The 20423-nt window shown below is 57.8% G+C and carries 13 protein-coding genes, 1 tRNA gene and 4 pseudogenes; 9 read left to right on the top strand and 9 right to left on the bottom strand.

The genetic code is table 11. The annotated features are described in order from the left end of the window. Positions 1–561: 561 nt before the first annotated feature. Positions 562–1410: pseudogene (locus OIK44_RS06915) on the top strand (DDE-type integrase/transposase/recombinase); the annotation flags it as partial. Positions 1411–1417: 7 nt separating this feature from the next. On the opposite strand, the pseudogene OIK44_RS06910 reads toward OIK44_RS06915, so the two are convergent. The 5 genes and pseudogenes from OIK44_RS06910 to tnpA all read right to left on the bottom strand — a co-directional run. Continuing rightward, positions 1418–1813 (bottom strand): annotated as a pseudogene (locus OIK44_RS06910) (DDE-type integrase/transposase/recombinase); the annotation flags it as partial. Between the two features lie 78 nt (positions 1814–1891). Then, entirely contained in the window at positions 1892–1987 is a 96-nt protein-coding gene (locus OIK44_RS06905; RefSeq protein WP_273670354.1) for a hypothetical protein, read from the bottom strand. Between the two features lie 39 nt (positions 1988–2026). Further along, positions 2027–3282 (bottom strand): annotated as a pseudogene (gene tnpC, locus OIK44_RS06900) (IS66 family transposase); the annotation flags it as partial. Positions 3283–3506: 224 nt separating this feature from the next. Further along, positions 3507–3788: an IS66 family insertion sequence element accessory protein TnpB gene (tnpB, locus tag OIK44_RS06895; RefSeq protein ID WP_420213839.1), complete on the bottom strand. Its 282-nt coding sequence runs from the start codon at positions 3786–3788 to the stop codon at positions 3507–3509. A gap of 62 nt (positions 3789–3850) precedes the next feature. Further along, a complete protein-coding gene (tnpA, locus tag OIK44_RS06890; RefSeq protein ID WP_273669989.1) occupies positions 3851–4237 on the bottom strand; it encodes an IS66-like element accessory protein TnpA in 387 nt (128 codons plus the stop codon). 563 nt (positions 4238–4800) lie between these two features. On the opposite strand from tnpA, the gene OIK44_RS06885 reads away from it, so the two are divergent. The 8 genes and pseudogenes from OIK44_RS06885 to OIK44_RS06850 all read left to right on the top strand — a co-directional run bounded on the left by OIK44_RS06885 (position 4801) and on the right by OIK44_RS06850 (position 12871). After that, complete coding sequence (locus tag OIK44_RS06885) at positions 4801–5178, top strand: cupin domain-containing protein (protein WP_273669988.1); 378 nt, start codon at positions 4801–4803, stop codon at positions 5176–5178. A gap of 80 nt (positions 5179–5258) precedes the next feature. Beyond that, complete coding sequence (locus tag OIK44_RS06880; RefSeq protein WP_273669987.1) at positions 5259–5648, top strand: carboxymuconolactone decarboxylase family protein; 390 nt, start codon at positions 5259–5261, stop codon at positions 5646–5648. Between the two features lie 22 nt (positions 5649–5670). Continuing rightward, positions 5671–7017 carry a hypothetical protein gene (locus OIK44_RS06875; protein ID WP_273669986.1) on the top strand — a complete coding sequence of 449 codons (1347 nt, stop codon included), beginning with the start codon at positions 5671–5673 and terminating at the stop codon, positions 7015–7017. A gap of 4 nt (positions 7018–7021) precedes the next feature. Next, on the top strand, positions 7022–8413 hold the full coding sequence (locus OIK44_RS06870; RefSeq protein WP_273669985.1) for a hypothetical protein: 1392 nt from the start codon (positions 7022–7024) through the stop codon (positions 8411–8413). Further along, entirely contained in the window at positions 8410–9726 is a 1317-nt protein-coding gene (locus OIK44_RS06865; RefSeq protein WP_273669984.1) for an MFS transporter, read from the top strand. Before OIK44_RS06870 ends, OIK44_RS06865 begins: the two co-directional genes overlap by 4 nt. Before the next feature lie 119 nt (positions 9727–9845). After that, positions 9846–10586 (top strand): hypothetical protein, encoded by a 741-nt coding sequence (locus OIK44_RS06860; RefSeq protein WP_273669983.1) that lies wholly within the window; start codon positions 9846–9848, stop codon positions 10584–10586. After that, positions 10573–11757: a methionine aminotransferase gene (locus tag OIK44_RS06855; protein ID WP_273669982.1), complete on the top strand. Its 1185-nt coding sequence runs from the start codon at positions 10573–10575 to the stop codon at positions 11755–11757. Before OIK44_RS06860 ends, OIK44_RS06855 begins: the two co-directional genes overlap by 14 nt. A gap of 138 nt (positions 11758–11895) precedes the next feature. Continuing rightward, positions 11896–12871: pseudogene (locus OIK44_RS06850) on the top strand (IS481 family transposase). A gap of 81 nt (positions 12872–12952) precedes the next feature. Here OIK44_RS06850 and OIK44_RS06845 read toward each other — a convergent pair. From OIK44_RS06845 to acs, 4 genes are all read right to left on the bottom strand, one after another. After that, a complete protein-coding gene (locus tag OIK44_RS06845) occupies positions 12953–13381 on the bottom strand; it encodes a hypothetical protein (RefSeq protein WP_273669981.1) in 429 nt (142 codons plus the stop codon). Between the two features lie 261 nt (positions 13382–13642). Next, positions 13643–17026, bottom strand: coding sequence for an autotransporter domain-containing protein (locus OIK44_RS06840; RefSeq protein WP_420213829.1), 3384 nt, complete (start codon positions 17024–17026; stop codon positions 13643–13645). A gap of 1072 nt (positions 17027–18098) precedes the next feature. Then, positions 18099–18189: transfer RNA gene (locus OIK44_RS06835), tRNA-Ser, on the bottom strand. A gap of 146 nt (positions 18190–18335) precedes the next feature. Next, positions 18336–20342 carry an acetate--CoA ligase gene (gene acs, locus OIK44_RS06830; protein ID WP_273669980.1) on the bottom strand — a complete coding sequence of 669 codons (2007 nt, stop codon included), beginning with the start codon at positions 20340–20342 and terminating at the stop codon, positions 18336–18338. Between the last annotated feature and the right edge of the window lie 81 nt (positions 20343–20423).

Below are 20423 nucleotides of genomic sequence, written 5' to 3'. Positions count from 1 at the left end.
GTGGAGCTTGAGCATTCTTATAATTTTGATTTTTGCCTTTCTCGTTTTATTGATTTCAGCAAAGTACGGGTCAAGTCTACCTCGCCCCTATAGGTCGCGTAGTTGCGAAGGCCCGGGGTGGCGGAGAGCATTTCCAACTGCATCAAAAAACGAAATCCGTTCATTCCTTTTATTGTTCGTTTCGGCGTTTGCATTTTCAGATAAAGATAAGCTGAAATTTCGACCTGACGATAAAATATTGGACGTATATCTGAATTTATATCCAAGTCGCTGGCTGCCGCTGGCTGCCTGATGCACTTGAATTTGAGACGCTGGCAAGCGACCTTCAAAAACGTTATGCACTGAATTTAGAAACGATATGGAGCGATGAGATGACGTTAGGGGAATTATTCACCCGTATCCGAACTTGATGGCTGAGGTTAACTGTTTAGTTTCGTGCGATCATATCCCCCGTCGCAGCATGGCCCTGTTTCGCGCCAAGGCCGTGCTTGACGAACTGGTCGCCGGCTTGCCGCCGCGGTCCCTTACCCATCGCAGTACGTCACCGAAACGTTTGAGCGCATGAGCACACGCATCCATCCGCAGGCCCGCACTACCCCGAAGATTCGGCAGGAAATCAAGGACTCCGGCTTGTCGGACCGCCAAGCGGCCAAGGTCTTCAACATCACCCGCGCCACCGCCGCCAAGTGGCTCAAGCGCGACGATGTGCAAGACCGCTCGCACCGCGCCCACACCCTGCACACGACCTTGAGCGCAACGCAGGAGGCCATCGTGCTGTCGCTGCGCCAGACGCTCTATTTGCCGCTCGACGACCCGCTCTACATTACCCGGCAATACATCAATGCCGAGGTGTCCCGCTCCGGCATCGCCCGCCTGCTCAAGCGCGAAGGCATGGCGCGCCTGGAAGACGTCATTCCCAAGGCCGAGGGCGAAACGATCTCGGCCAAGAAGACCTTCAAGGACTACGAGCCGGGCTTCGTTCACATCGACATCAAATACCTGCCGCAGATGCCCGACGAAACCTCGCGCCGCTACCTGTTCGTGGCCATCGACCGCGCCACGCGCTGGGTGTTTCCGCACATTTACGGCGACATGAGCGACCGCAGCAGCGTCGATTTCCTGCGCCGGCTCAAGCTGGCGTCGCCGGTCAAGATCACCAAGATTCTGACCGACAACGGCTCGCAATTCACCGACCGCTTCGCCATGAAGGACAAGAAGCCAAGCGGCCAGCATGCCTTCGACAAGGTGTGCGCCGGCATGGAAATCGAGCATCGTTTGGCGCCGCCTCGCCACCCCCAAACGAACGGCATGGTGGAGCGCTTCAACGGCCGCATCAGCGAACTGCTGCAGCAAACCCGCTTCGATAGCCGGGCCGACCTGGAGGCGACTTTGCTCAACTACCTGAAGCTTGCGGTGGTCAAGTAATTTCGGACACAACAATAGGTTCGCTTGCTGCCATTTTCCGTTCATAGACGGTGGGCGGCAGATTGCCCAGCGCTGAATTGATGCGCTTGCAGTTGTAGAAGCCGACGATGTAGTCGGTGATGTCCGCTTTGGCCTCGGCGTGGTTGGCATATTGACGCTGCCAAACACGCTCCATCTTGAGGTTCAGGAAGAAGCGCTCGGCGACGGCATTGTCCCAGCAATTTCCCTTGCGGCTCATGCTGCAAACGAAGCCATGTTGCTTCAACAGATCCTGGTAAAGCTCGCTGGCATACTGGCTGCCGCGGTCGGAATGAACAATCAATCCCGGCTGCGGCCGTCTGTGCGCGATGGCCATCTTCAGGGCGTCGCAAACCAGCTGGGCGGTAAGCGTCCGGCCACTACCGTCTTGAACGGGCAATCAATTTGACTGATGATAGCGTCGCACCGCTGGGAAGCGGCGTGTTGTTTAAGCAGGGTTGATCTGCTGGAGGTAGTTCCACGGCAGGAACTCGTCAACGCGGTTGACGGGGTGGTCGGCGATCTGCGCCAGCACATGGCGCAACCAGGCTTCGGGGTCGACCCCGTTCAGCTTGGCGGTGCCGATCAGCGAGTAAATCGCCGCAGCCCGCTCGCCGCAGCTGTCGGCGCCGGCGAACAGGTAGTTGCGGCGGCCGATGGCGATGCCGCGCAGCGCTCGTTCGGCCGCCGAGTTGTCGATTTCGACGGCGCCGTCGTCGCAGTAGCGCATCAACACAGGCCACAGGTTCAGCGAGTACTGGATGGCCGCCGCCGTGTCCGATTTGCGCGAGAGCTTGTCGAGCGCGATCCGCAACCAGCGGCCCAGATCGTCTAGCAACGGTCGCGAGCGTTCCTGCCGAACGGCCTTGCGTTCGTCGGGTGGTTTGCCCCGGATCTCGGCCTCGATCACATACAGTTCCGCGATGCGCCGCAGCGCCTCGGTGGTCAGCGGCGATGGCCGGGCCGCGTGCAGGTCGTGGAACTTGCGCCGCGCGTGCGCCCAGCGGGCCGCCTCCTGGATCACGCCACCTTCGTAGAGGCAGTTGAAGCCGGCATAGGCATCGGCCTGCAGAACGCCCTTGAACGAGGCCAGCTGGGTTTGCGGATAAATCCCTTTGCGATCCGGCGAGTAGGCGAACCACACCGCCGGGGGCGTCGCGTCGCCGCCCGCCCGGTCGTCGCGCACATAGGTCCACAGCCGGCCGGTTTTGGTCTTGCCGTTGCCGGGAGCCAGCACCTGCACCGGCGTGTCGTCGGCGTGCAGTTTGCTGGCCGCCAGCACGTGTTTCCGGATCGCGTCGACCAAGGGGCGCAGCAGCGCGCTGGCGGCGCCCACCAACTGGCCAGCAGCGCGCGGTCCAAGTCCACTCCCTCGCGGGCGTAGATCACGGACTGGCGATACAGCGGCAGGTGGTCGGCGAACTTGGCCACCAGCACGTGCGCCAGCAGGCCGGGCCCGGCGATGCCGCGTTCGATCGGCCGGCTCGGCGCCGGCGCCTGCACGATGGCGTCGCAGCAGCCGCAGGCCAGCTTGGGGCGCACATGGCGGATCACGCGGAAGCTGGCCGGGACGAACTCGAGCTGTTCGGACACGTCCTCGCCAAGTGGACGCAGCGCGCCACCGCATGCCGGGCAGGCGTCGGCCAGTGGCAAGTGCACTTCCTCGTCGCGCGGCAAGTGCTCAGGCAATGGTTTGCGTGGTGCGCGCCGGCGCGGCGCCGAGCCCGCCGCTGGCATTTCCCGCTCGGCCTCGGCGTCGTCGGCCTGCAGGTCTTCCAGTTGGAGTTCAAGCTGTTCGATCCGGTGGTCCAGCTTTTCGGATTTGCGGCCGAATTGCATGCGCCGCAGCTTGGCGATCTGCAGCTTCAGGTGCTCGATCTCGGCGGCCCGCGTCGTCAATTGGGCCTGCATGTTCAGCAGTGCGTCGTCTTGGGTGGCGATGGTCGCGTCGCGTGCGCGCACCAGGCGCTCGCTCGCCAACAACAGCGCCTTCAAGGCGTCGATGTCGTTGGGCAGGTCGGCTGTGCTGAGCATGGGCCGAGTTTACGCGAGCCGCGCGATGTTTACAAGGCCGACGTGGGACGCCAGGTGCGCTCGGGCCGGCGCCAGTCTATGCCCTCGAGCAGCATCGACAGCTGCGCCTGCGTCAAGGCCACGCCGCCGCTGCCCGCCTGTGGCCAGACGAAGCGGCCGCGCTCGAGCCGCTTGGCCAGCAGGCACAAACCGTCGCCGCTCCACCACAGAACTTTGAGCATGTCGCCGCGTCGGCCCCGGAACACGAACACGTGGCCGCTGAACGGATCTTCGTCCAATGCCGTCTGCGCCTTGGCCGCCAGTCCGTTCATACCGGCGCGCATGTCGGTCACGCCGGCGGCCAACCAGATATTGGTGCCTGCAGGCAGGCCGATCATGGCAGCAACCGGGCCAGCAACAGCGCCAACGTGATTGCGTCGACCTGGCCTTCCAAGCGCAGCTGGGCCTGACCAACGCTGAGCACGATCACGCCGGGTGGGACGCTCGCGGCCGGTGCAGGCGCAGGCGCCCGCGGCGTATCGAGCACCGTGACGGCCACCAATTGGCTCGGCGCGTTGCCGCCGGCAGGCACCTCGCCAGCGAAACGCTTGCGCCAACTGAACAACTGATTCGCGTTGATCTTCAATTCGCGGGCGATCAGCGACACCGAGGCGCCGGCGACCAGCGTGCGCGCCACGGCTGCACGCTTGAACTCGTCGCTGTGCCGGCGATACGGGCCGCGTTTCGCCCTGGTTGTGACTGCTTGAATTATTGTGTCCATAAATGAATTTGTGGACACAATCAATTTGCGCCCCAAATTCAATCATGGAGATTTGCAGCGCTCAAGGGAAGACGGTGGTGAGCCGACGCTTACGTCACGCAAGCAGCGGCGCACGCTGAAACAGATCCATGAGGATCTAAAAGAATTGGGGTTCGAAGGGTCTTACGATAGGGTTGCGGCGTTCGCGAGGACCTGGAGGGAGGGTCAATCTGAGAGGGTCAATCCGGTCAGCAAACGAAAACCATGCTCAGCCCCTGAACAAGCGGCGTGTGGGTTCCCGCGTGCGCGGAAACGACGGTTTTCCGAGGTAACCTCAAGTTAAGGCATTGTGACAAATGGTGATAATTTTGAAGGAAAATGCCTGTATTATCAAAAATATAAAGTCTTAGCTCCCATCCATGAGTTCGTATAGTGCTAGATAGCACCTAAATTATTGAATTGTGAGCCTAGCGCTTTAATATTTATCGGCTTTTTCCTAGGTTAATTGTCTTGTGTTCTTCAACCGAATTGAAAGAATAGCGATGCTTCAATATGCAAATTTTTGTGAATTTGACGGAACTGGAATGAAAGTCGAGCGAGGCCAGCGCAGCACCCAAATGGCCAATAGCATGGGCACAGGTGATTCCTTGGTTGAACATAACGGATTTGGCGCCGACGTTATTCGTTTTCCCGCCGGTGGTGGCGTTGCAAACCACACCCACGAGGGAGATCATATTTTATTCTGCATTGCTGGAGAAGGATATGTGGTTTATGAAGGCGAACCTCATAAGCTGTATCCCGGCGTGTGCTATTTCGTTCTGGGATCGGTTGATCACGCGATCAAGGCAAACTCTGATCTAGTGTTAATCGCCGTCGGAAACAAGCATCATCCTGTAGGGTCCCCAAAAAGGATGGTGCCGGTTCCTTACAACGTTACAACACCGACTGAGATGCGCATCTAGCTCAGCTCCTCGATTTCAGCGGTTGCTATATAAAGGCATCATGCTGATATCTTAATACATGAAGATGACGGCGGTAAGCATTGAATCCATTCGAAGAGCATAAAGAGATATTGAACCGAATTGAGCCCGGTTCTGCGGAGCGCTGCAACCAGAGTTTTCGTCCAATCTTCCCTGATCTGGTAGACCATGTTGTTAGCGATATTTATGGCTTCGCCTATAGTCGGGAACAGATAGCGATAAAAACCAGGCAGCTATTGACTCTTGCAATATTAAGTACCATGGGCGATTGCAATATTCAGCTTAAATTCCATTTGCGCGCAGCACTACACCTTGGATTGCAGGCGCACGAAATCAAGGAAGTTTTTGTCCAAGTCGCCGTCTTAGCTGGGAATGTCCGCGCGATCAATGCAGCGTCCATATTTTTTGATCTTCAAACCGAAATTGCGCAGCAATGCCAACCAACCGACTAATTTAATGCAACGGATAAGCTAGATGACGAACTTGATAGGCACTAACCTTGAGCAAATGAAAGCTGAAATTTGGGAGTTTGGGGGACGCTACGACGGTTCTAAACCTATTCCTGTAACCATTACACCCCAGTATTTTAGCGCCAGTTCCTACAACGCCCTCATTTCAGACTCGGGATTGGTACTTCAGGCATTAGAGGTTATCTTAGCTTTGTACTGTCAACACGAAGTCATTCAAAGGCGATTTCCTGAGTTGTCGCAATTGAATGAATATATTTGCCGGACACCGGTTACGGCACAAGGAATTAACTTAGCTCGTTTCGATTATGTGAAAGCGGAAGATGGTACTTTGGTTATGGTTGAGCCGAACACCGACTGCCCGGGTGGTATGACCAACGCCTCGGCTGTGCATCGAGCATTCCGAAACAGCGTCTATTACGACAGTCAAGTGCGGGAGGCTAGCCAGGCGTCAGAAAGTCCACAGACGTTCCTGGAACTTATGTGCTCTATCTCTGGGCGGAACGATCCACGCGTCGGATTTATATGGAGCAAGATCTGCCCAATCAAGAACGATATTTTCAATTTGTTCGAGTCAGCCAAGCATATGTCCGGATGGTCAGTTCCCTTCCTTGGTCCTGTCCAAGACCTCCTGCCTGGATCGGACGGTGCTGTGCTCGCGGATGGTTTGCCGATGGATGTAGCCTTCACCAAGATCGATACCACTCTGGGCGATGACGGAAAGATTCATTGGTGTGCTTGGGAGGACAACATTGAGGAAGCGCAACTAATACTTAATGCGCTCGCCGACGGAAGGCTGGTAACAGTCAGCGGCCTACCGTCTATGATGGTCGCGGAAAACAAGCGCTGCTTGGCATTGCTGTTCGAGCCTAGCATCCGACAGCATTTCTCCAAGCCGCAAGTCGACGCTATTGATCGCCTCGTCGCGAAAACATCCTGCATTGATGGGCTTACATCAGAACAGCTATGGTCTCCTCAACATGTTCTCACCAATAAAAATTGCTTTGTCTTGAAGACGCCGATAGACACCAGAGGGCGCGGTATCTATATCGGCAAGAGTTGCACCGAGGAGGAGTGGTATAAGCTGGTCGACGATGCCATGGCTGGTCATATGGTGGTGCAGGAATATATACCGCCGATGATTGAGGTATTAGAACTTGATACCGGCATTAGCGAGCATATGTCGACGGTAATGGCGTTATTCATGTATGCAGGCAAGCCAACCGGAGTGCTTGGCCGCTCGTCTCACAAGGATGTTGTCAACGTAGGCAACGGTGGCGTCTTCCGTCCAACACTCGTGGTCCATGCCGATGAGACCCGGCAGGTACCGCACCCCATTTTTTCCGAGGCCTGATCCGATGACTGATTGCACGGCCAATATTGGGACTAGCCGGTTCCCGGCTGCGTCGCAAGCAGCACGCGAATGGGCGTTGGAATCGATTGCTCAGTTTCGCGAAATGGGCTGTCTTTACGAACCTGGACGCTACTCTCCAACGCCGCTTTGCTTTTCCGAAACCACATTTAGCGGCATGCTGGACGACGTGCGTTCGGTCCTCGCCCTAGCACGCCGAATTGCTTTCGATTCGGGGCTTGTGCAGCGTTGGGCCAGACCTGATCAACTCGCCTTACTGGAAAAAGGATTGTCGCGTGCCGTTCTCCCCATGATGGCAAGGCCGGACGGAATTTTTGTCGACGGCAATCTGAAACTTCTAGAGCTTAATATTGATTCCGGTTTGGGCGGCTACTTCGAGGTTGAGTTGGCGCAGCAACGTTTAGCCGAGTTTAACGAACGGTTCCTGGATGGAGCATTTATGGTGCCAGCGGTTATGCCCGCCATTTACGCTTATCTGAAGAGTGTCGCGCACAGTCTGGATAAGCCCAAGTGGAACGTCGCCGTGATGATTGACAACCACCTTACCGACTATAACCGCTCGCATGCCTACCTGTTTGTCGACAAAATCAATCAACACGTGCCCGAGGCATACGCAAAAGTAGTATTTCCAAGCGAGCTTTATCAAGAAGGCTCCCAGCTGCGCGACAGCGATACCACTTTCGATATATTGTGGCGCTTCGGATCAATGGCCCACTCTCCTGATGCGCTGGCTCCCTCCATCGCCATCCAAATGACGGCGCTCGACACCAATGTCATCCTGGTATGCAACCCTGCCGATATCGGTGTCGAGGGCAAGCTAATATTGGCTCTGCTGAGCGAGTATGCGGATGACGACTCAAGTCAACTGAAAGACTTCGAGAAACAGCTCGTAAGCAGGCTGGTTCCTTGGACGCGCACGCTTCGTCGGGGCTGTACCTCGTATTCCGGACGCCCGGTCGATCTGGAAAAATTCGCTGTATCCGAGAAAGATGCTTTGGTGCTCAAACGGGCACACTCGAAATCGGCCCAGCAGGTCTATATCGGCTCCGAGCTCAGCCAAGAGGATTGGAATACCCGCATTTGGGCTGCACTGGAAGATGATATTTCCTGGGTGCTACAGGAGAATATGAAATCTGACCTAATCCAGTTCGACTATGTGCGTCCGGATGGGACCACGTACACGCTCGAGCAGCGCTACAGCATTAATCCATTCATATTTGGCGATGCCTCCGCCGCACCTTTTATTCGGGTAGAGCGCGACGAAAAAAACCGGCGCATTGCCATTGCCAACGTTGACGCTATGGCTATTTGCGGAGTCATGGTTCGTCCTGATCCAGTGAATGAAAGCGGCGAAACTACGGATAAGGATAGCGAATGAACCTGCCGAACGCGCAAATCGAAGCCATGCCAGGGCGGCGTTCGCGCGCCATTATTTTTCTCATTCTGGAAGGATTTGCGTCGCTCAGTATTGCGATGGTGATTTTCGCGGTGGAGGTGTGGGTGTTCACGAAGACGGGAAGCTACGCGACGTTTGCATCGCTGGCTTTGCTTGCCGCGCTGCCCGCTGTGTTCGTATCCCCGCTGGTAGGCCCGGTGATAGATCTGATACCGCGCGGAATGGTTATCCTCGGATGCTCTGCCCTGATCGTGCTTGCGGGCTTGTGCGCTGCGCTGTATTCCGAAATCTTCCAGTTTTCCGTAATTGGCGCCGGCCTGTTGTTGCTGACCCTCGCGCTTGTGCAGACCATCCGATGGCCCGTCCTCCTCGCGACAGTTTCATCGCTTTCCCCACCGGACGACGTGGAGCGAATCACCGCCTACGAAGAATCGGTGGAAGCTGCCGTAGTTGTGATGGCGCCTATTCTGGGCGCGGCCGTCATGGGACAGTTTGGCATTTCAACGGTTGTTGGATTGCTTGTACTGCCATTTATGGGAAGTATTGCCGGCGTGTTTTTTCTCGCCTTGCCGCGCTGGAGCAGTCTTGCAAGTCTGCAGAACATTTTCAGGCAATATCTGCAGAACTTCTGGCCTGACTTTACATTCGGCTTCCGGTGGATAATAGAACGAAAGAACATCTTTCGGCTGCTCATCTACATCTGCGTCTTAAACTTCGGAGCCAATATTTTTGTAACGATGCAAGTGCCTCTCGCATTGCTGCTGTTCGACGCCCAAAAAGTAGCAATCATCCTGGCCAGTGGAGGTGTCGGGCTGGTTGTTGGAGGTATTGTAGTATCACTGATCGGCACCATCCGGCCGCCGGTACGCGCCATATACATGGGATCGGCGGGCATCACGATGGGAATCGCAATTTATTCAATCTCGAATTCAATCGTTCAGTCGACTCTCGGCGCATTTGTTTTCATGTTCTTCCACCCTTTAGTAAACACTGCGATTCAGGTTCTGTGGAGAAAACAAGCACCGCTCGATAAACAGGGTGCCATCTTCTCGGTTCGGCGCGCTTTCACCTCTGCTTTGGCTCCGCTTGCCATTGCGCTTTCTGTACCGATTTCAGTCCATCTCGCCGGGCCGATTGTCAGCAGCGTAGCGCGCTGGTTTCCCCAGACGATGCCGTGGCCCAATGAACAAGCGGCCACGCTCGGATTTACTTTGGTCCTGGTTGCACTGACGACATGGTTGCTCATTATTTCTTTTCATCAACGAAAGTTTCTTGAGTCTGATGCTCCTGAATAAGGCAGTCATCTAATCTAATGTTTTAACCCTCCAGCATTCGAACATCTTCGCTCGCTAAATACATTTATACTGCCCCAGATCACTGCATAATCGGGTAGAACACGGAGTTATCCAAACCTATGAAGACAAGAGATCAGTCACATATTGAAAACATCGCGCGCGCGGTTCCAATTCAAATTGGCACCATTCTTCAAGGTCTTCCTGGCTGCAAGTCGCATTATAAGGGTATGTACCGCGAAACAATCGAAGATATCTTCACCCACCTAGATGTCATGAAGCCGGAAAAGTTCCTGTCGATCTGCGCGATGTATTGCAATGCAACCCAGCGAGAATCCCTCTTTGTCAGCTATATGTTCACTGAGTATTGGGGAGGCAAGTTCATTGAGGACTTTCTGCAACGGAATCCAACCACGCCCAACAAGGCATTACTGTTGCGCCACGCCGAAGACGAAAAACGTCACAGTATCATGTTTGCAGAGTTAGCTAACACGCAGCTCGAAGTACATATACATTCCGAAGCGTTTCGGAAGGAAGAGCGCTATCATCAGGCCTATGATCGTTGGGTTGGTGACGACTATTTTTCCCTGATATGCTTGCTTCATGGGTTTGAATTGCGCTCGGCCCTGATTCAGTCATATTGGTTCACGTTGATGGATATGTTCCCCTGTGCTCAAGGAGCCGCGCTGCGTTCGATATTCTCGACGATCTCGACTGATGAAGTGTTTCACGTTACTTACACCATGCAGCTGGTCAACGAAGCTTTGAACAAGGGAGCCAACCCCGATACTCTGGCGCGTGCGGTTCGGCTGGCCGAAGCCTCGTTAGAAAATGTCGAGGCCGAAGTTAATGCGCTCTTCTGACGAATGTGTACCTGCCCCGGGAGCGCTGATTAACGCTTCTAACGGGTCTGACGCGGCGGTCAATATTTTTAGCCGTATGTCCCGCCTAGCGACAAAGCATGGCGCGATCAATCTCGCGCAGGGCTTCCCGGACTTCGCCTGCGATGGTGCGCTAATTGAATGTGCCGCCGCCGCGCTACGGGGAGAGAATAATCAATATGCCCCAGTAGCCGGGCTGCCTAGTTTGCGCGCTGCGATTGCTGAGAAAATCCTCAGTGAAATGGATGTGCATGTCGATCCAGACCAGGAAATCACGGTCACCGCAGGTGCAGCGCAGGCAATTTTCACTGCAATAGGATGCATGCTGTGCCCCGGTGATGAAGTGCTGATACTCGAGCCAGCTTATGATTCCTACATTCCCGCAATTCTGGCCAAAGGCGGAGTACCCCGCATCGTCACGTTGAAGGCGCCGGATTTTCGCATCAACTGGGATGAGGTCGAGCATGCGGTGACTCCGCGTACGCGCGTTTTGATTATCAACAGTCCAAATAATCCTTCCGGCAGGGTACTCAACCTCACAGAAATCAACGCCCTGGCGCTGATAGCTGAAAAGCATGATTTGCTAATTATTTCCGACGAAGTTTACGAGCACATTGTCTTCGACGGAAAGCAGCACCACAGTTTTTTGCAGCATGCAAAGTTGAGGTCGCGCAGTTTTGTCGTTTTCTCTTTTGGAAAAACACTGCACGTTACCGGTTGGAAAATTGGTTACTGCGTCGCGCCACCAGCGTACACACGGAAACTCCAAGCGCTGCATCAATATGCCATCTTTTCGGTGAATGCACCTCTGCAAGCCGGAATCGCAGCATACCTTGGGTGCCATCGCGGAGCGTGGAGTTTGTCCGATCTATTTCTGCCTAAGCGAGACAGACTTCGCGCTGGTTTGGTTGAAAACGGCTTTACCTTGTGCGAAACGCAAGGAACCTATTTCCAATTGGCTGAATTTTCGAATGTGCGGAACGACCTGACGGACTTTGAGTTCGCCGACTGGCTGACCATCAGTGGGGGCGTAGCCTGTATACCGTTATCCTCATTTTATAGTGGAATGGATAATGGAAAATATGTGCGTTTTTGCTTTGCCAAGAAAGATGAAACCATCGATATTGCCCTGAGTCGACTTCGGCGACTCTAATTGTTTAGTTTCGTGCGATCATATCCCCCGTCGCAGCATGGCCCTGTTTCGCGCCAAGGCCGTGCTTGACGAACTGGTCGCCGGCTTGCCGCCGCGGTCCCTTACCCATCGCAGTACGTCACCGAAACGTTTGAGCGCATGAGCACACGCATCCATCCGCAGGCCCGCACTACCCCGAAGATTCGGCAGGAAATCAAGGACTCCGGCTTGTCGGACCGCCAAGCGGCCAAGGTCTTCAACATCACCCGCGCCACCGCCGCCAAGTGGCTCAAGCGCGACGATGTGCAAGACCGCTCGCACCGCGCCCACACCCTGCACACGACCTTGAGCGCAACGCCGGAGGCCATCGTGCTGTCGCTGCGCCAGACGCTCTATTTGCCGCTCGACGACCTGCTCTACATTACCCGGCAATACATCAATGCCGAGGTGTCCCGCTCCGGCATCGCCCGCCTACTCAAGCGCGAAGGCATGGCGCGCCTGGAAGACGTCATTCCCAAGGCCGAGGGCGAAACGATCTCGGCCAAGAAGACCTTCAAGGACTACGAGCCGGGCTTCGTTCACATCGACATCAAATACCTGCCGCAGATGCCCGACGAGACCTCGCACCGCTACCTGTTCGTGGCCATCGACCGCGCCACGCGCTGGGTGTTTCTGCACATTTACGGCGACATGAGCGACCGCAGCAGCGTCGATTTCCTGCGCCGGCTCAAGCTGGCGTCGCCGGTCAAGATCACCAAGATTCTGACCGACAACGGCTCGCAATTCACCGACCGCTTCGCCATGAAGGACAAGAAGCCAAGCGGCCAGCATGTCTTCGACAAGGTGTGCGCCGGCATGGAAATCGAGCATCGTTTGGCGCCGCCTCGCCCCCAAAACGAACGGCATGGTGGAGCGCTTCAACGGCCGCATCAGCGAACTGCTGCAGCAAACCCGCTTCGATAGCCGGGCCGACCTGGAGGCGGCTTTGCTCAACTACCTGAAGCTTTACAACCACCACATTCCCCAACGCGCCATCGACACCAAAACGCCCATTCAGGCGCTCGAAGAATGGCAGGATCGAAAGCCAGAATTATTCGTTAAAAGCGTCTATGATCAAACGGGACTGGACAACTAGCCGTACCCCAATTCGAGCGGTTCATTTTTCCTCATCGCGATCCTTTTATGGAGACTTTCGAGAAAGCGGCCATGGAGGGCCTCATGTGTCCGTACCAGCAAATCCGCTCAACCCTTCTCTAAAACTAAGGTACTCAAACGGTGCCTGTTCCAAGAGATTCTTCAACTCAGGACTTATGAAATAATATTCGTCGTTCATTGTCAGGAGGCGCAGTCCTGCAATGTCGAGGTCATTGATTTGCTCCGACTTGAAATACTGCCTTACCCGGACTTGGACATGAGTCCGGAACTCCTTGCCGGATGTCCTGTCGAATAATACGGCATCCTCACAGACAATGCGTTCAACGTCATGCTCCACAAGAAATTCCGCAAGTCGGCGCTCTACAAGCAAGTAGCCATACCCCGGTAAAAACGGCGCTATTTCCGCCACTTCCAAAAGCTGAAAACGACCGTCGCTTAGCTCGAACAATCGAACGGAAGGAATATTACTCTCAACAAAAAATGGAAGCATAAATGATCTTCAATACATTTCTAACTGTCTGTTGCCGTTGGGGCATGGCGCCAATGAATAGAGGTTCATATGCCCATCCTGACGCCAGCAATACCAAAAAAAAATCTCTGAAAGAGACTGGGGAGATCAGGAACTATATACCTATTTGCAAAACCAAAAAATTTTAGGTTTGCACAAAATATGGCACGATTGTAGCCAAGCAGAGTTCCATCGCAGCTTCGGAACCTCGGCAAGGAACTCAACAGTTCCCCCTCCCTTCGACTACTTCAACGGCATCTCCACGCCAAACATGACCGACTGGCTACGCCCGCTATCGACATTCAGGTTGCGGTTGTAGTCCAGCGTCAACGCCATGCCATTCGACAGCAGCAGCTTCACGCCCAGGCCCGCCGTCCAGTTGCCCGTCTGTTGCGGCATCGTGCGGATCACGTACACGGGGCCGTCCGCCGCCATGTCCGCATACGCCAGGCGCGCATCATCGGCGCCCTGGAACTGATGCCGGTACTCGAGACGCGCACGGGGGAACCAAGTGCCCGGGCCACCCACGTACACGCCCTCGGCCCGCACGCCCAGCGCGCCGATGCGCGAACGCACGGTTTGCTTGAAGTAGCTCAGGGCATTGACGCCCATCACCGTCTCCGTGTACGGATCGAGCTTGGCCGACATCAGTTCCACGCGGCCATAAGGCGACCACATCCACGTTTCCTGGCGCATCTCGATGCCGCCCACCAGCGCGCCGAACACCTGCTTGCCGTCGCGCTGACCCGTGGCAAAGCCACTGCCGTCGCCCAGGTAGCGCGAAGCGTCGTATTGCAAGGTGCCGTAACCGAGCACGCCGTCGAGGAAGACGCCCTTGCTCGGACGCAGGCTGCCATACACGGCCGCCACGGCGCTGTCGGCCGTGCTGCGGCTGCCGTTCAGCCCCACGTCGCTGCGGTCATGGCTGAAACCGGCACCCACACCCAGCGTCGCCAGGTCGCTGACGCGGTAGTCGCCGCCCACGCTGACGCCGTTGGTGCGGAAGCGGAAGCCCATCTCGCGGCCATTCGCATAATGCTGGCCAAATTCCACCGCACCGCCGAGCCACAGCGACAGGGCCTGCTTCTGCGTGTCCGGCTTCTGCGGCATGTCCGGCAAGCCATTCGTGGCCTGGCTGACGTCCGCACCGGCCGCCTGTTTGTCGCCGCTGAAACCGGCATCAGGCTGGTGCAGGGATGTCTTGCGCATGTACGGTTTTACCGCCGCCGTGCCGAACACGCGGTCCGCTTCCTGCTCCTGCCGGCGCGCCAGCGCCGCCGCCGGATTGCCGCTCTCGTTCGGCGGAGTCAGGTTGAGGCCAAAGTTGGAACGGCCCCAGCCATCGCCATGCAGGCTTTCCAGGCGCTGCGTGAAGTTCGACAGATGCGCGCTGGCGAAACGCCGCGCCGCATCCGCTTGCGCCGCCTGCAGGCCGACCACGTCCGGATCGGTCGACGGGTCGCGCCGCGCCGTCACGGTCACATTGACGATGCCCGGCTTCGAGGTGGCAACGGCGTTGCTCAGGGTGTAGTTGATGACGGCCGCGCCGGCAAACTTGCCGGACGCCGTAAAGCTCAGCTGGTACACCGGCTTGCCGGCCGTGCCGACATCGCGCACCACCGCCTTGCCCGCGTTTTCCGGCGCAACGCTCAACACATTGGCCGCCTTGAACGGACCGCCCGTGGCGCCCGCCGTCAAGTCGACATTGACCGTCAGGCCGGCTGCCACCGTGGCGCTCTGGCTGAGCACCTGCGGCACCGGATTGACGCTAACCGTCGATTTGATGGGCGCCGAGGTACCGAACACGTTCGACAGCGTGTAGCTGATGCTGATGTCGCCACTGGTGTCCGCGCCAGGCGTGTAGATGATGTCCATGCCGCTGACCACCGCCGTACCGCTGGCCGGCTGCGTGGTGATGGCCACCGACGTGAACGGGCCGCCTGTGGCCCCTTCCGTCACGTGCAGGGTCACCGGGCCACCGGCCAGTACGGTGGCCGTCTTCCCCACGGGTGCCGGCACGGGTTGCGGCACGACTGTCAGGCTGACGATAGCCGGCGCGGACGTGCCGCCCGCGCCCGTCACCGTGTAGCTGAAGCTGTCCGGGCCAAAGTAGTCGGCATTTGGTACATACGTCACCTTGAAGCTGGCGCCCACGGCGCGCGCCATGCGTGCCGAGGCCCCCGTCGAGACCACCGTGACGCGGCCATGCTGTGGCGGCGTGACGATGGTGACGTCCGTGATCGGGCTGCCATTGCTGGAAGCGATCGTCAGGCTCACTTCCTTGTTGGCCGAGGTGGTCGCCGTTTCATTGACCACCGGCGGCGGCGCCTGGTTTACCTGCAGGGTCAAGGCTTGCTGCACGCTGAACTGATTGGCATCCTTCGCCTGCAGGGTGAAGGCAAAGCTGCCGACTGCGCTCGGCGTGCCGCTGACAATGCCGGTAGCCGCATCGAGCACCAGCCCCGTAGGCAAGGCGCCACTGCTGACGGAATACGCGTAGGGCGCAACGCCGCCTGCAGCCGTGAACTGCTGGCTATAGGCGGCAGCGATACGGATGCCGGCCAGGCTGGCTGGCGTCAAGGTCAAGGTGGGCGCGCTGACTACGATCGTCACCGTCGCTGCGCTGGACGTGCCGTTGTCATTCGTCGCAGTGTAGCTGAAGCTGTCCGGTCCGGAGTAGCCAGCCGTTGGGGTGTACGTGATGCTGGTGCCGCTGGCCGTGGCAGTGCCATGGCTGGCGGCGCCGGCGACGGCCACGCTGGTGGCGATGCTGCCAGACAGGTTGAGCGAAATAGGATTGGCGCCGCTATTGGCAGCGACCGTCGCGCTCACTGCATTGGCGACTGGCACCTGGGCACCGACCACGATGCTATAGGTGCGCGAACCACGCACGCCCATGGCATCAGTGGTAGAGATGGTCGTGTTGAACGGGCCGGTTACGGTGGGCGTGCCACGAAGCTCGCCAGTGGCAGTATTGAACGTAACGCCCGCCGGCAAGGTTCCAGTGCGGGTAAAGGTATAGGGCGCCGTGCCGCCTGTGGCAGTGATTGTCGTATTGTAGGGCATGCCTATCGTGAAATTGCCCAGCGACGCAGGCGCCAGAACCAGCACCGGCGCCGGCGCACTAACAGTGATCCTGACCAAACCAGCACCGGAAGTACCGTCGGCATTCGTTGCGGTGTACGTAAAGCTATCCGCCCCGGAATAACCTGCCGTCGGGGTATACGTGATACTGGTGCCGCTAGCCGTCGCTGTGCCATAGTCAGGGGGGTGCGCAACGGCGACGCTGGTGGGGATACCACCCGTGATGTTGAGCGCCACCGGATTGCCGGTACTATTGACTGCGACCGTCACGCCACTAAAATTTGCGACCGGAGCTCCGGCGCCGATCACCAAGCTATAGGCGCGCGCACCGACCACGCCATTGGCATCGGTGGCGAAGAAAGACAGATTGAACGTCCCGCTGGAGTCTGGAGTGCCGCTAATCACGCCAGTGGCACTATTGAAGTTCATTCCCCACGGCAAGCTGCCCAAGAGCATGAAGGTATATGGTGCGGTGCCGCCAGTGGCAGTGATGGTGGCGTTGTAGGGTGTGTATATCTTGCCGATGCTTAGCGACTCTGGCATCAAGACCACCTCCGGCGCGCTGGCCGCCAATCTCATTTGCTTGCCGACCACAAGGCTCGGTATCGACACATCCGAAGACAGGCTGGCAATCGCTGGGCTTGCCGCCTGCGCGGTACTCGCAAGCAGCAAGGCAGCGAGCAGTAGTCCCGCACACGCCAATCTGTTCGCTAGCCAAGAAATGCAGTTATTAATTGATGCTCTCATGAACACTCCAGCAAACCACTCTCTCTAAAAGCAGGCGGTAAAAAATATTTAAAATGCCAAATAAGTACTGTCAGAAAACAGCGTTTCGCTGCACACCAACATAAATTTTTAGCAACATCCATAGTTGAAAACGAATTAAAGTTTCTTAATGGAAATGTAACATTGGAATGTTTTTTGAAACTGAGCAAGTCTGAGTAATTCCCTACTAATTTTGTCGGGATTGATGGCATTAGCAAGCAGATCAAGAGCTTTGCGCATTCGGATCTTAAAAAGGCATTGCGACAGGGGACGTAGGAAGGCAACGAGAGCCGGAACAACCGGCGGTCAATTATCCGGGGCGTGTTCGGACTGGCAGTGCTGGCCAAGAAGTACCAGCTGCCAATCGCCAGTCGCCAGTCGCCAATTCTGTGTAGTTCCAGTTTTACGCAGGGCTGCGCACATCAGGGGCGATAGCGCTGAATTGGTCAAACGTGGACTTTAACCGCGGCGAAAGCCTGGTCGATAGCGCAATCGTGGCACGATGATTCGCGGTATTTCTGACGGGGCAACCTTGTCGGGGGTAGGCAAGGCCGGAAATGAAAAAGGCCGCTTGAAAGCAGCCTTTATATTTGTGCCCTTTCCACGCTTTGTTGGGTACTTTCGGTACGGCTTAGCTCGCTCGGATGGAACCTAAAGTGTATGAAGAAGCGCGCGCCCTCGGCGCGCGAAGCTGCCGCGTAGCGGCAGCAGTTGGGCGATTCGGAGAGGGCCGGGCCTGCAGGCCCAGCCCTTCGAATCCCCCGCGCAAGCCCCGCAGGGGGCTTGCTTCTCTCCGCCAAGAGATACAACGCAAAAAGCCACCCGAGGGTGGCTTTTTGCGTTGTATCCTTGGCGGAGAGAGGGGGATTCGAACCCCCGATAGGCTATGAACCTATACACGCTTTCCAGGCGTGCGACTTCAACCACTCATCCACCTCTCCTGCATTACATCTTCGTTCTCACGAAGCCGCGAATTATAGCAAGGATTGCGCGAAGCACCAAGTTTTCCGCCAAGGTTTTTTCAGCGCCGCCGCGACATGGCAAAAACACCACGCGCCGCGGCCGCCGCCCATCCCCCTCCGCCGCCTCAGGACGTCTCTTTGAGCTGCTCCAGGATGGCCGGATTTTCCAGCGTCGAGATGTCCTGGGTGATCGTCTCGCCCTTGGCCAGCACGCGCAGCAGGCGGCGCATGATTTTTCCCGAGCGCGTCTTCGGCAGGTTGTCGCCGAAGCGGATTTCCTTCGGCTTGGCGATCGGGCCGATTTCCTTGGCGACCCAGTTGCGCAGCTCCAGCGCCAGCCGCTTGGCGTCTTCGCCGGTCGGCCGCGCCTGCTTGAGCACGACGAAGGCGCAGATCGACTCGCCCGTCGTGTCGTCCGGCTTGCCGACGACGGCCGCTTCGGCCACCAGCGGGTTGGCCACCAGCGCCGATTCGATTTCCATCGTGCCCATGCGGTGGCCCGAGACGTTCAGCACGTCGTCGATGCGCCCCGTGATCGTGAAGTAGCCCGTGTCCTTGTTGCGGATCGCGCCGTCGCCGGCCAGGTACATCTTGCCGCCCAGCTCGTCCGGGAAGTAGCTGTTCTTGAAGCGCTCCGGGTTGCCCCAGATCGTGCGTATCATCGACGGCCACGGCCGCTTGACGACGAGGATGCCGCCCTGCCCGTTCGGCACGTCGTGGCCGGCCTCGTCGACGATGGCGGCCATGATGCCCGGCAGCGGCAGCGTGCAGGAGCCCGGCACCATCGGCGTGGCGCCCGGCAGCGGCGTGATCATGTGGCCGCCCGTCTCCGTCTGCCAGAAGGTGTCGACGATGGGGCAGCGCTCGCGGCCGATGTTCTTGTAGTACCACATCCACGCTTCTGGATTGATCGGCTCGCCAACCGTGCCCAACAGGCGCAGGCTGCCCAGGTCGTAGTTGTCGGGATGTACTTTCGGATCGACGTCGGCCGCCTTGATCAGCGAGCGGATCGCCGTCGGCGCCGTGTAGAAGATGCTGACGTCGTGCTTTTTGATGGTTTCCCAGAAGCGGCCGGCGTTCGGGAAGGTGGGGATGCCCTCGAACACCACCTGGGTGGCGCCGACGGCCATCGGGCCGTAGGCGATGTAGCTGTGGCCCGTGACCCAGCCGATGTCGGCGGTGCACCAGAATACGTCGGCCGGCTTGATGTCGAAGCTCCACTTCATCGTCAGCGCCGCCCACAGCAGGTAGCCGCCGCTGGCGTGTTGCACGCCCTTCGGCGTGCCCGTCGAGCCGGACGTGTAGAGGATGAACAGCGGATGCTCGGCGTCCACCCATTCCGGCTCGCACACGGCCGGCTGCGCCGCCACCAGTTCGTGCAGCCAGACGTCGCGCCCGGCCGCCATCGCCAGTTCGCCGCCGGTGCGCCGGTAGACGATGACGTTCTTGACCGTGCCGCAGCCGCCCAGCGCCAGCGCCTCGTCGACGATGGCTTTCAGCGGCAGTTGCTTGCCGCCGCGCAGTTGCTGGTCGCCCGTGATGACGGCCACCGCGCCGGCGTCGATGATGCGCTCCTGCAGCGACTTGGCGGAGAAGCCGCCGAAGACCACGGAGTGGGTCGCGCCGATGCGCGCGCAAGCCTGCATCGCCGCCACGCCCTCGACCGACATCGACATGTAGATGATGACGCGGTCGCCCTTGCCTATGCCCAGCGACTTCAGGCCGTTGGCGAATTTGCAGACTTTTTCGTGCAGCTCTTTATAGCTGACCTTGCTCGTCTGGCCGTCGTCCGCCTCGAAGATGATGGCGGTCTTGTCGGCGTTGCCGTTTTCCAGGTTGCGGTCCAGGCAGTTGTAGGACACGTTCAACTGGCCGTCCTCGAACCAGCGGTAGAACGGCGCCCGGTCTTCGTTCAGGGTTTTGCTGAACGGTTTGTGCCAGCTGAGGTTTTCCCGCGCCAGCCTGGCCCAAAAACCTTCGTAGTCCCGCTCGGCTTCGGCGCACAGCGCGTGGTAGGCGGCCATGCCCGATACCGCCGCCTGCGCGGCGAAGGCCGCCGGCGGCGCGAACACGCGCGATTCCTGTGGTCCCTGCTGCTCCGTGCCCTGCCCTTGGTTTTCTGTCGCGGCCATGCTTGTCTCCAGTGAATAATAGTTTGCTAAGAACATTAGGCGTTGTCACTTACGGACGCCTTACATCGTTCTTTTGTGTGT

Source organism: Janthinobacterium fluminis (genome assembly GCF_028595325.1).
GTDB classification, from domain to species: Bacteria; Pseudomonadota; Gammaproteobacteria; order Burkholderiales; family Burkholderiaceae_D; genus Janthinobacterium; species Janthinobacterium fluminis.
The sequence above is the reverse complement of the archived record's forward strand: the minus strand, read 5'-3'. Positions and strand labels throughout refer to the sequence as shown.

Coding starts and splice junctions, on each gene's coding strand:
- tnpB (WP_420213839.1), bottom strand. CDS start 3,788: ATGAACGGACTGGCGGCCAAGGCGCAGACGGCATTGGACGAAGATCCG.
- tnpA (WP_273669989.1), bottom strand. CDS start 4,237: ATGGACACAATAATTCAAGCAGTCACAACCAGGGCGAAACGCGGCCCG.
- OIK44_RS06885 (WP_273669988.1), top strand. CDS start 4,801: ATGAAAGTCGAGCGAGGCCAGCGCAGCACCCAAATGGCCAATAGCATG.
- OIK44_RS06875 (WP_273669986.1), top strand. CDS start 5,671: ATGACGAACTTGATAGGCACTAACCTTGAGCAAATGAAAGCTGAAATT.
- OIK44_RS06870 (WP_273669985.1), top strand. CDS start 7,022: ATGACTGATTGCACGGCCAATATTGGGACTAGCCGGTTCCCGGCTGCG.
- OIK44_RS06865 (WP_273669984.1), top strand. CDS start 8,410: ATGAACCTGCCGAACGCGCAAATCGAAGCCATGCCAGGGCGGCGTTCG.
- OIK44_RS06860 (WP_273669983.1), top strand. CDS start 9,846: ATGAAGACAAGAGATCAGTCACATATTGAAAACATCGCGCGCGCGGTT.
- OIK44_RS06855 (WP_273669982.1), top strand. CDS start 10,573: ATGCGCTCTTCTGACGAATGTGTACCTGCCCCGGGAGCGCTGATTAAC.
- OIK44_RS06845 (WP_273669981.1), bottom strand. CDS start 13,381: ATGCTTCCATTTTTTGTTGAGAGTAATATTCCTTCCGTTCGATTGTTC.
- OIK44_RS06840 (WP_420213829.1), bottom strand. CDS start 17,026: ATGCCAGAGTCGCTAAGCATCGGCAAGATATACACACCCTACAACGCC.
- acs (WP_273669980.1), bottom strand. CDS start 20,342: ATGGCCGCGACAGAAAACCAAGGGCAGGGCACGGAGCAGCAGGGACCA.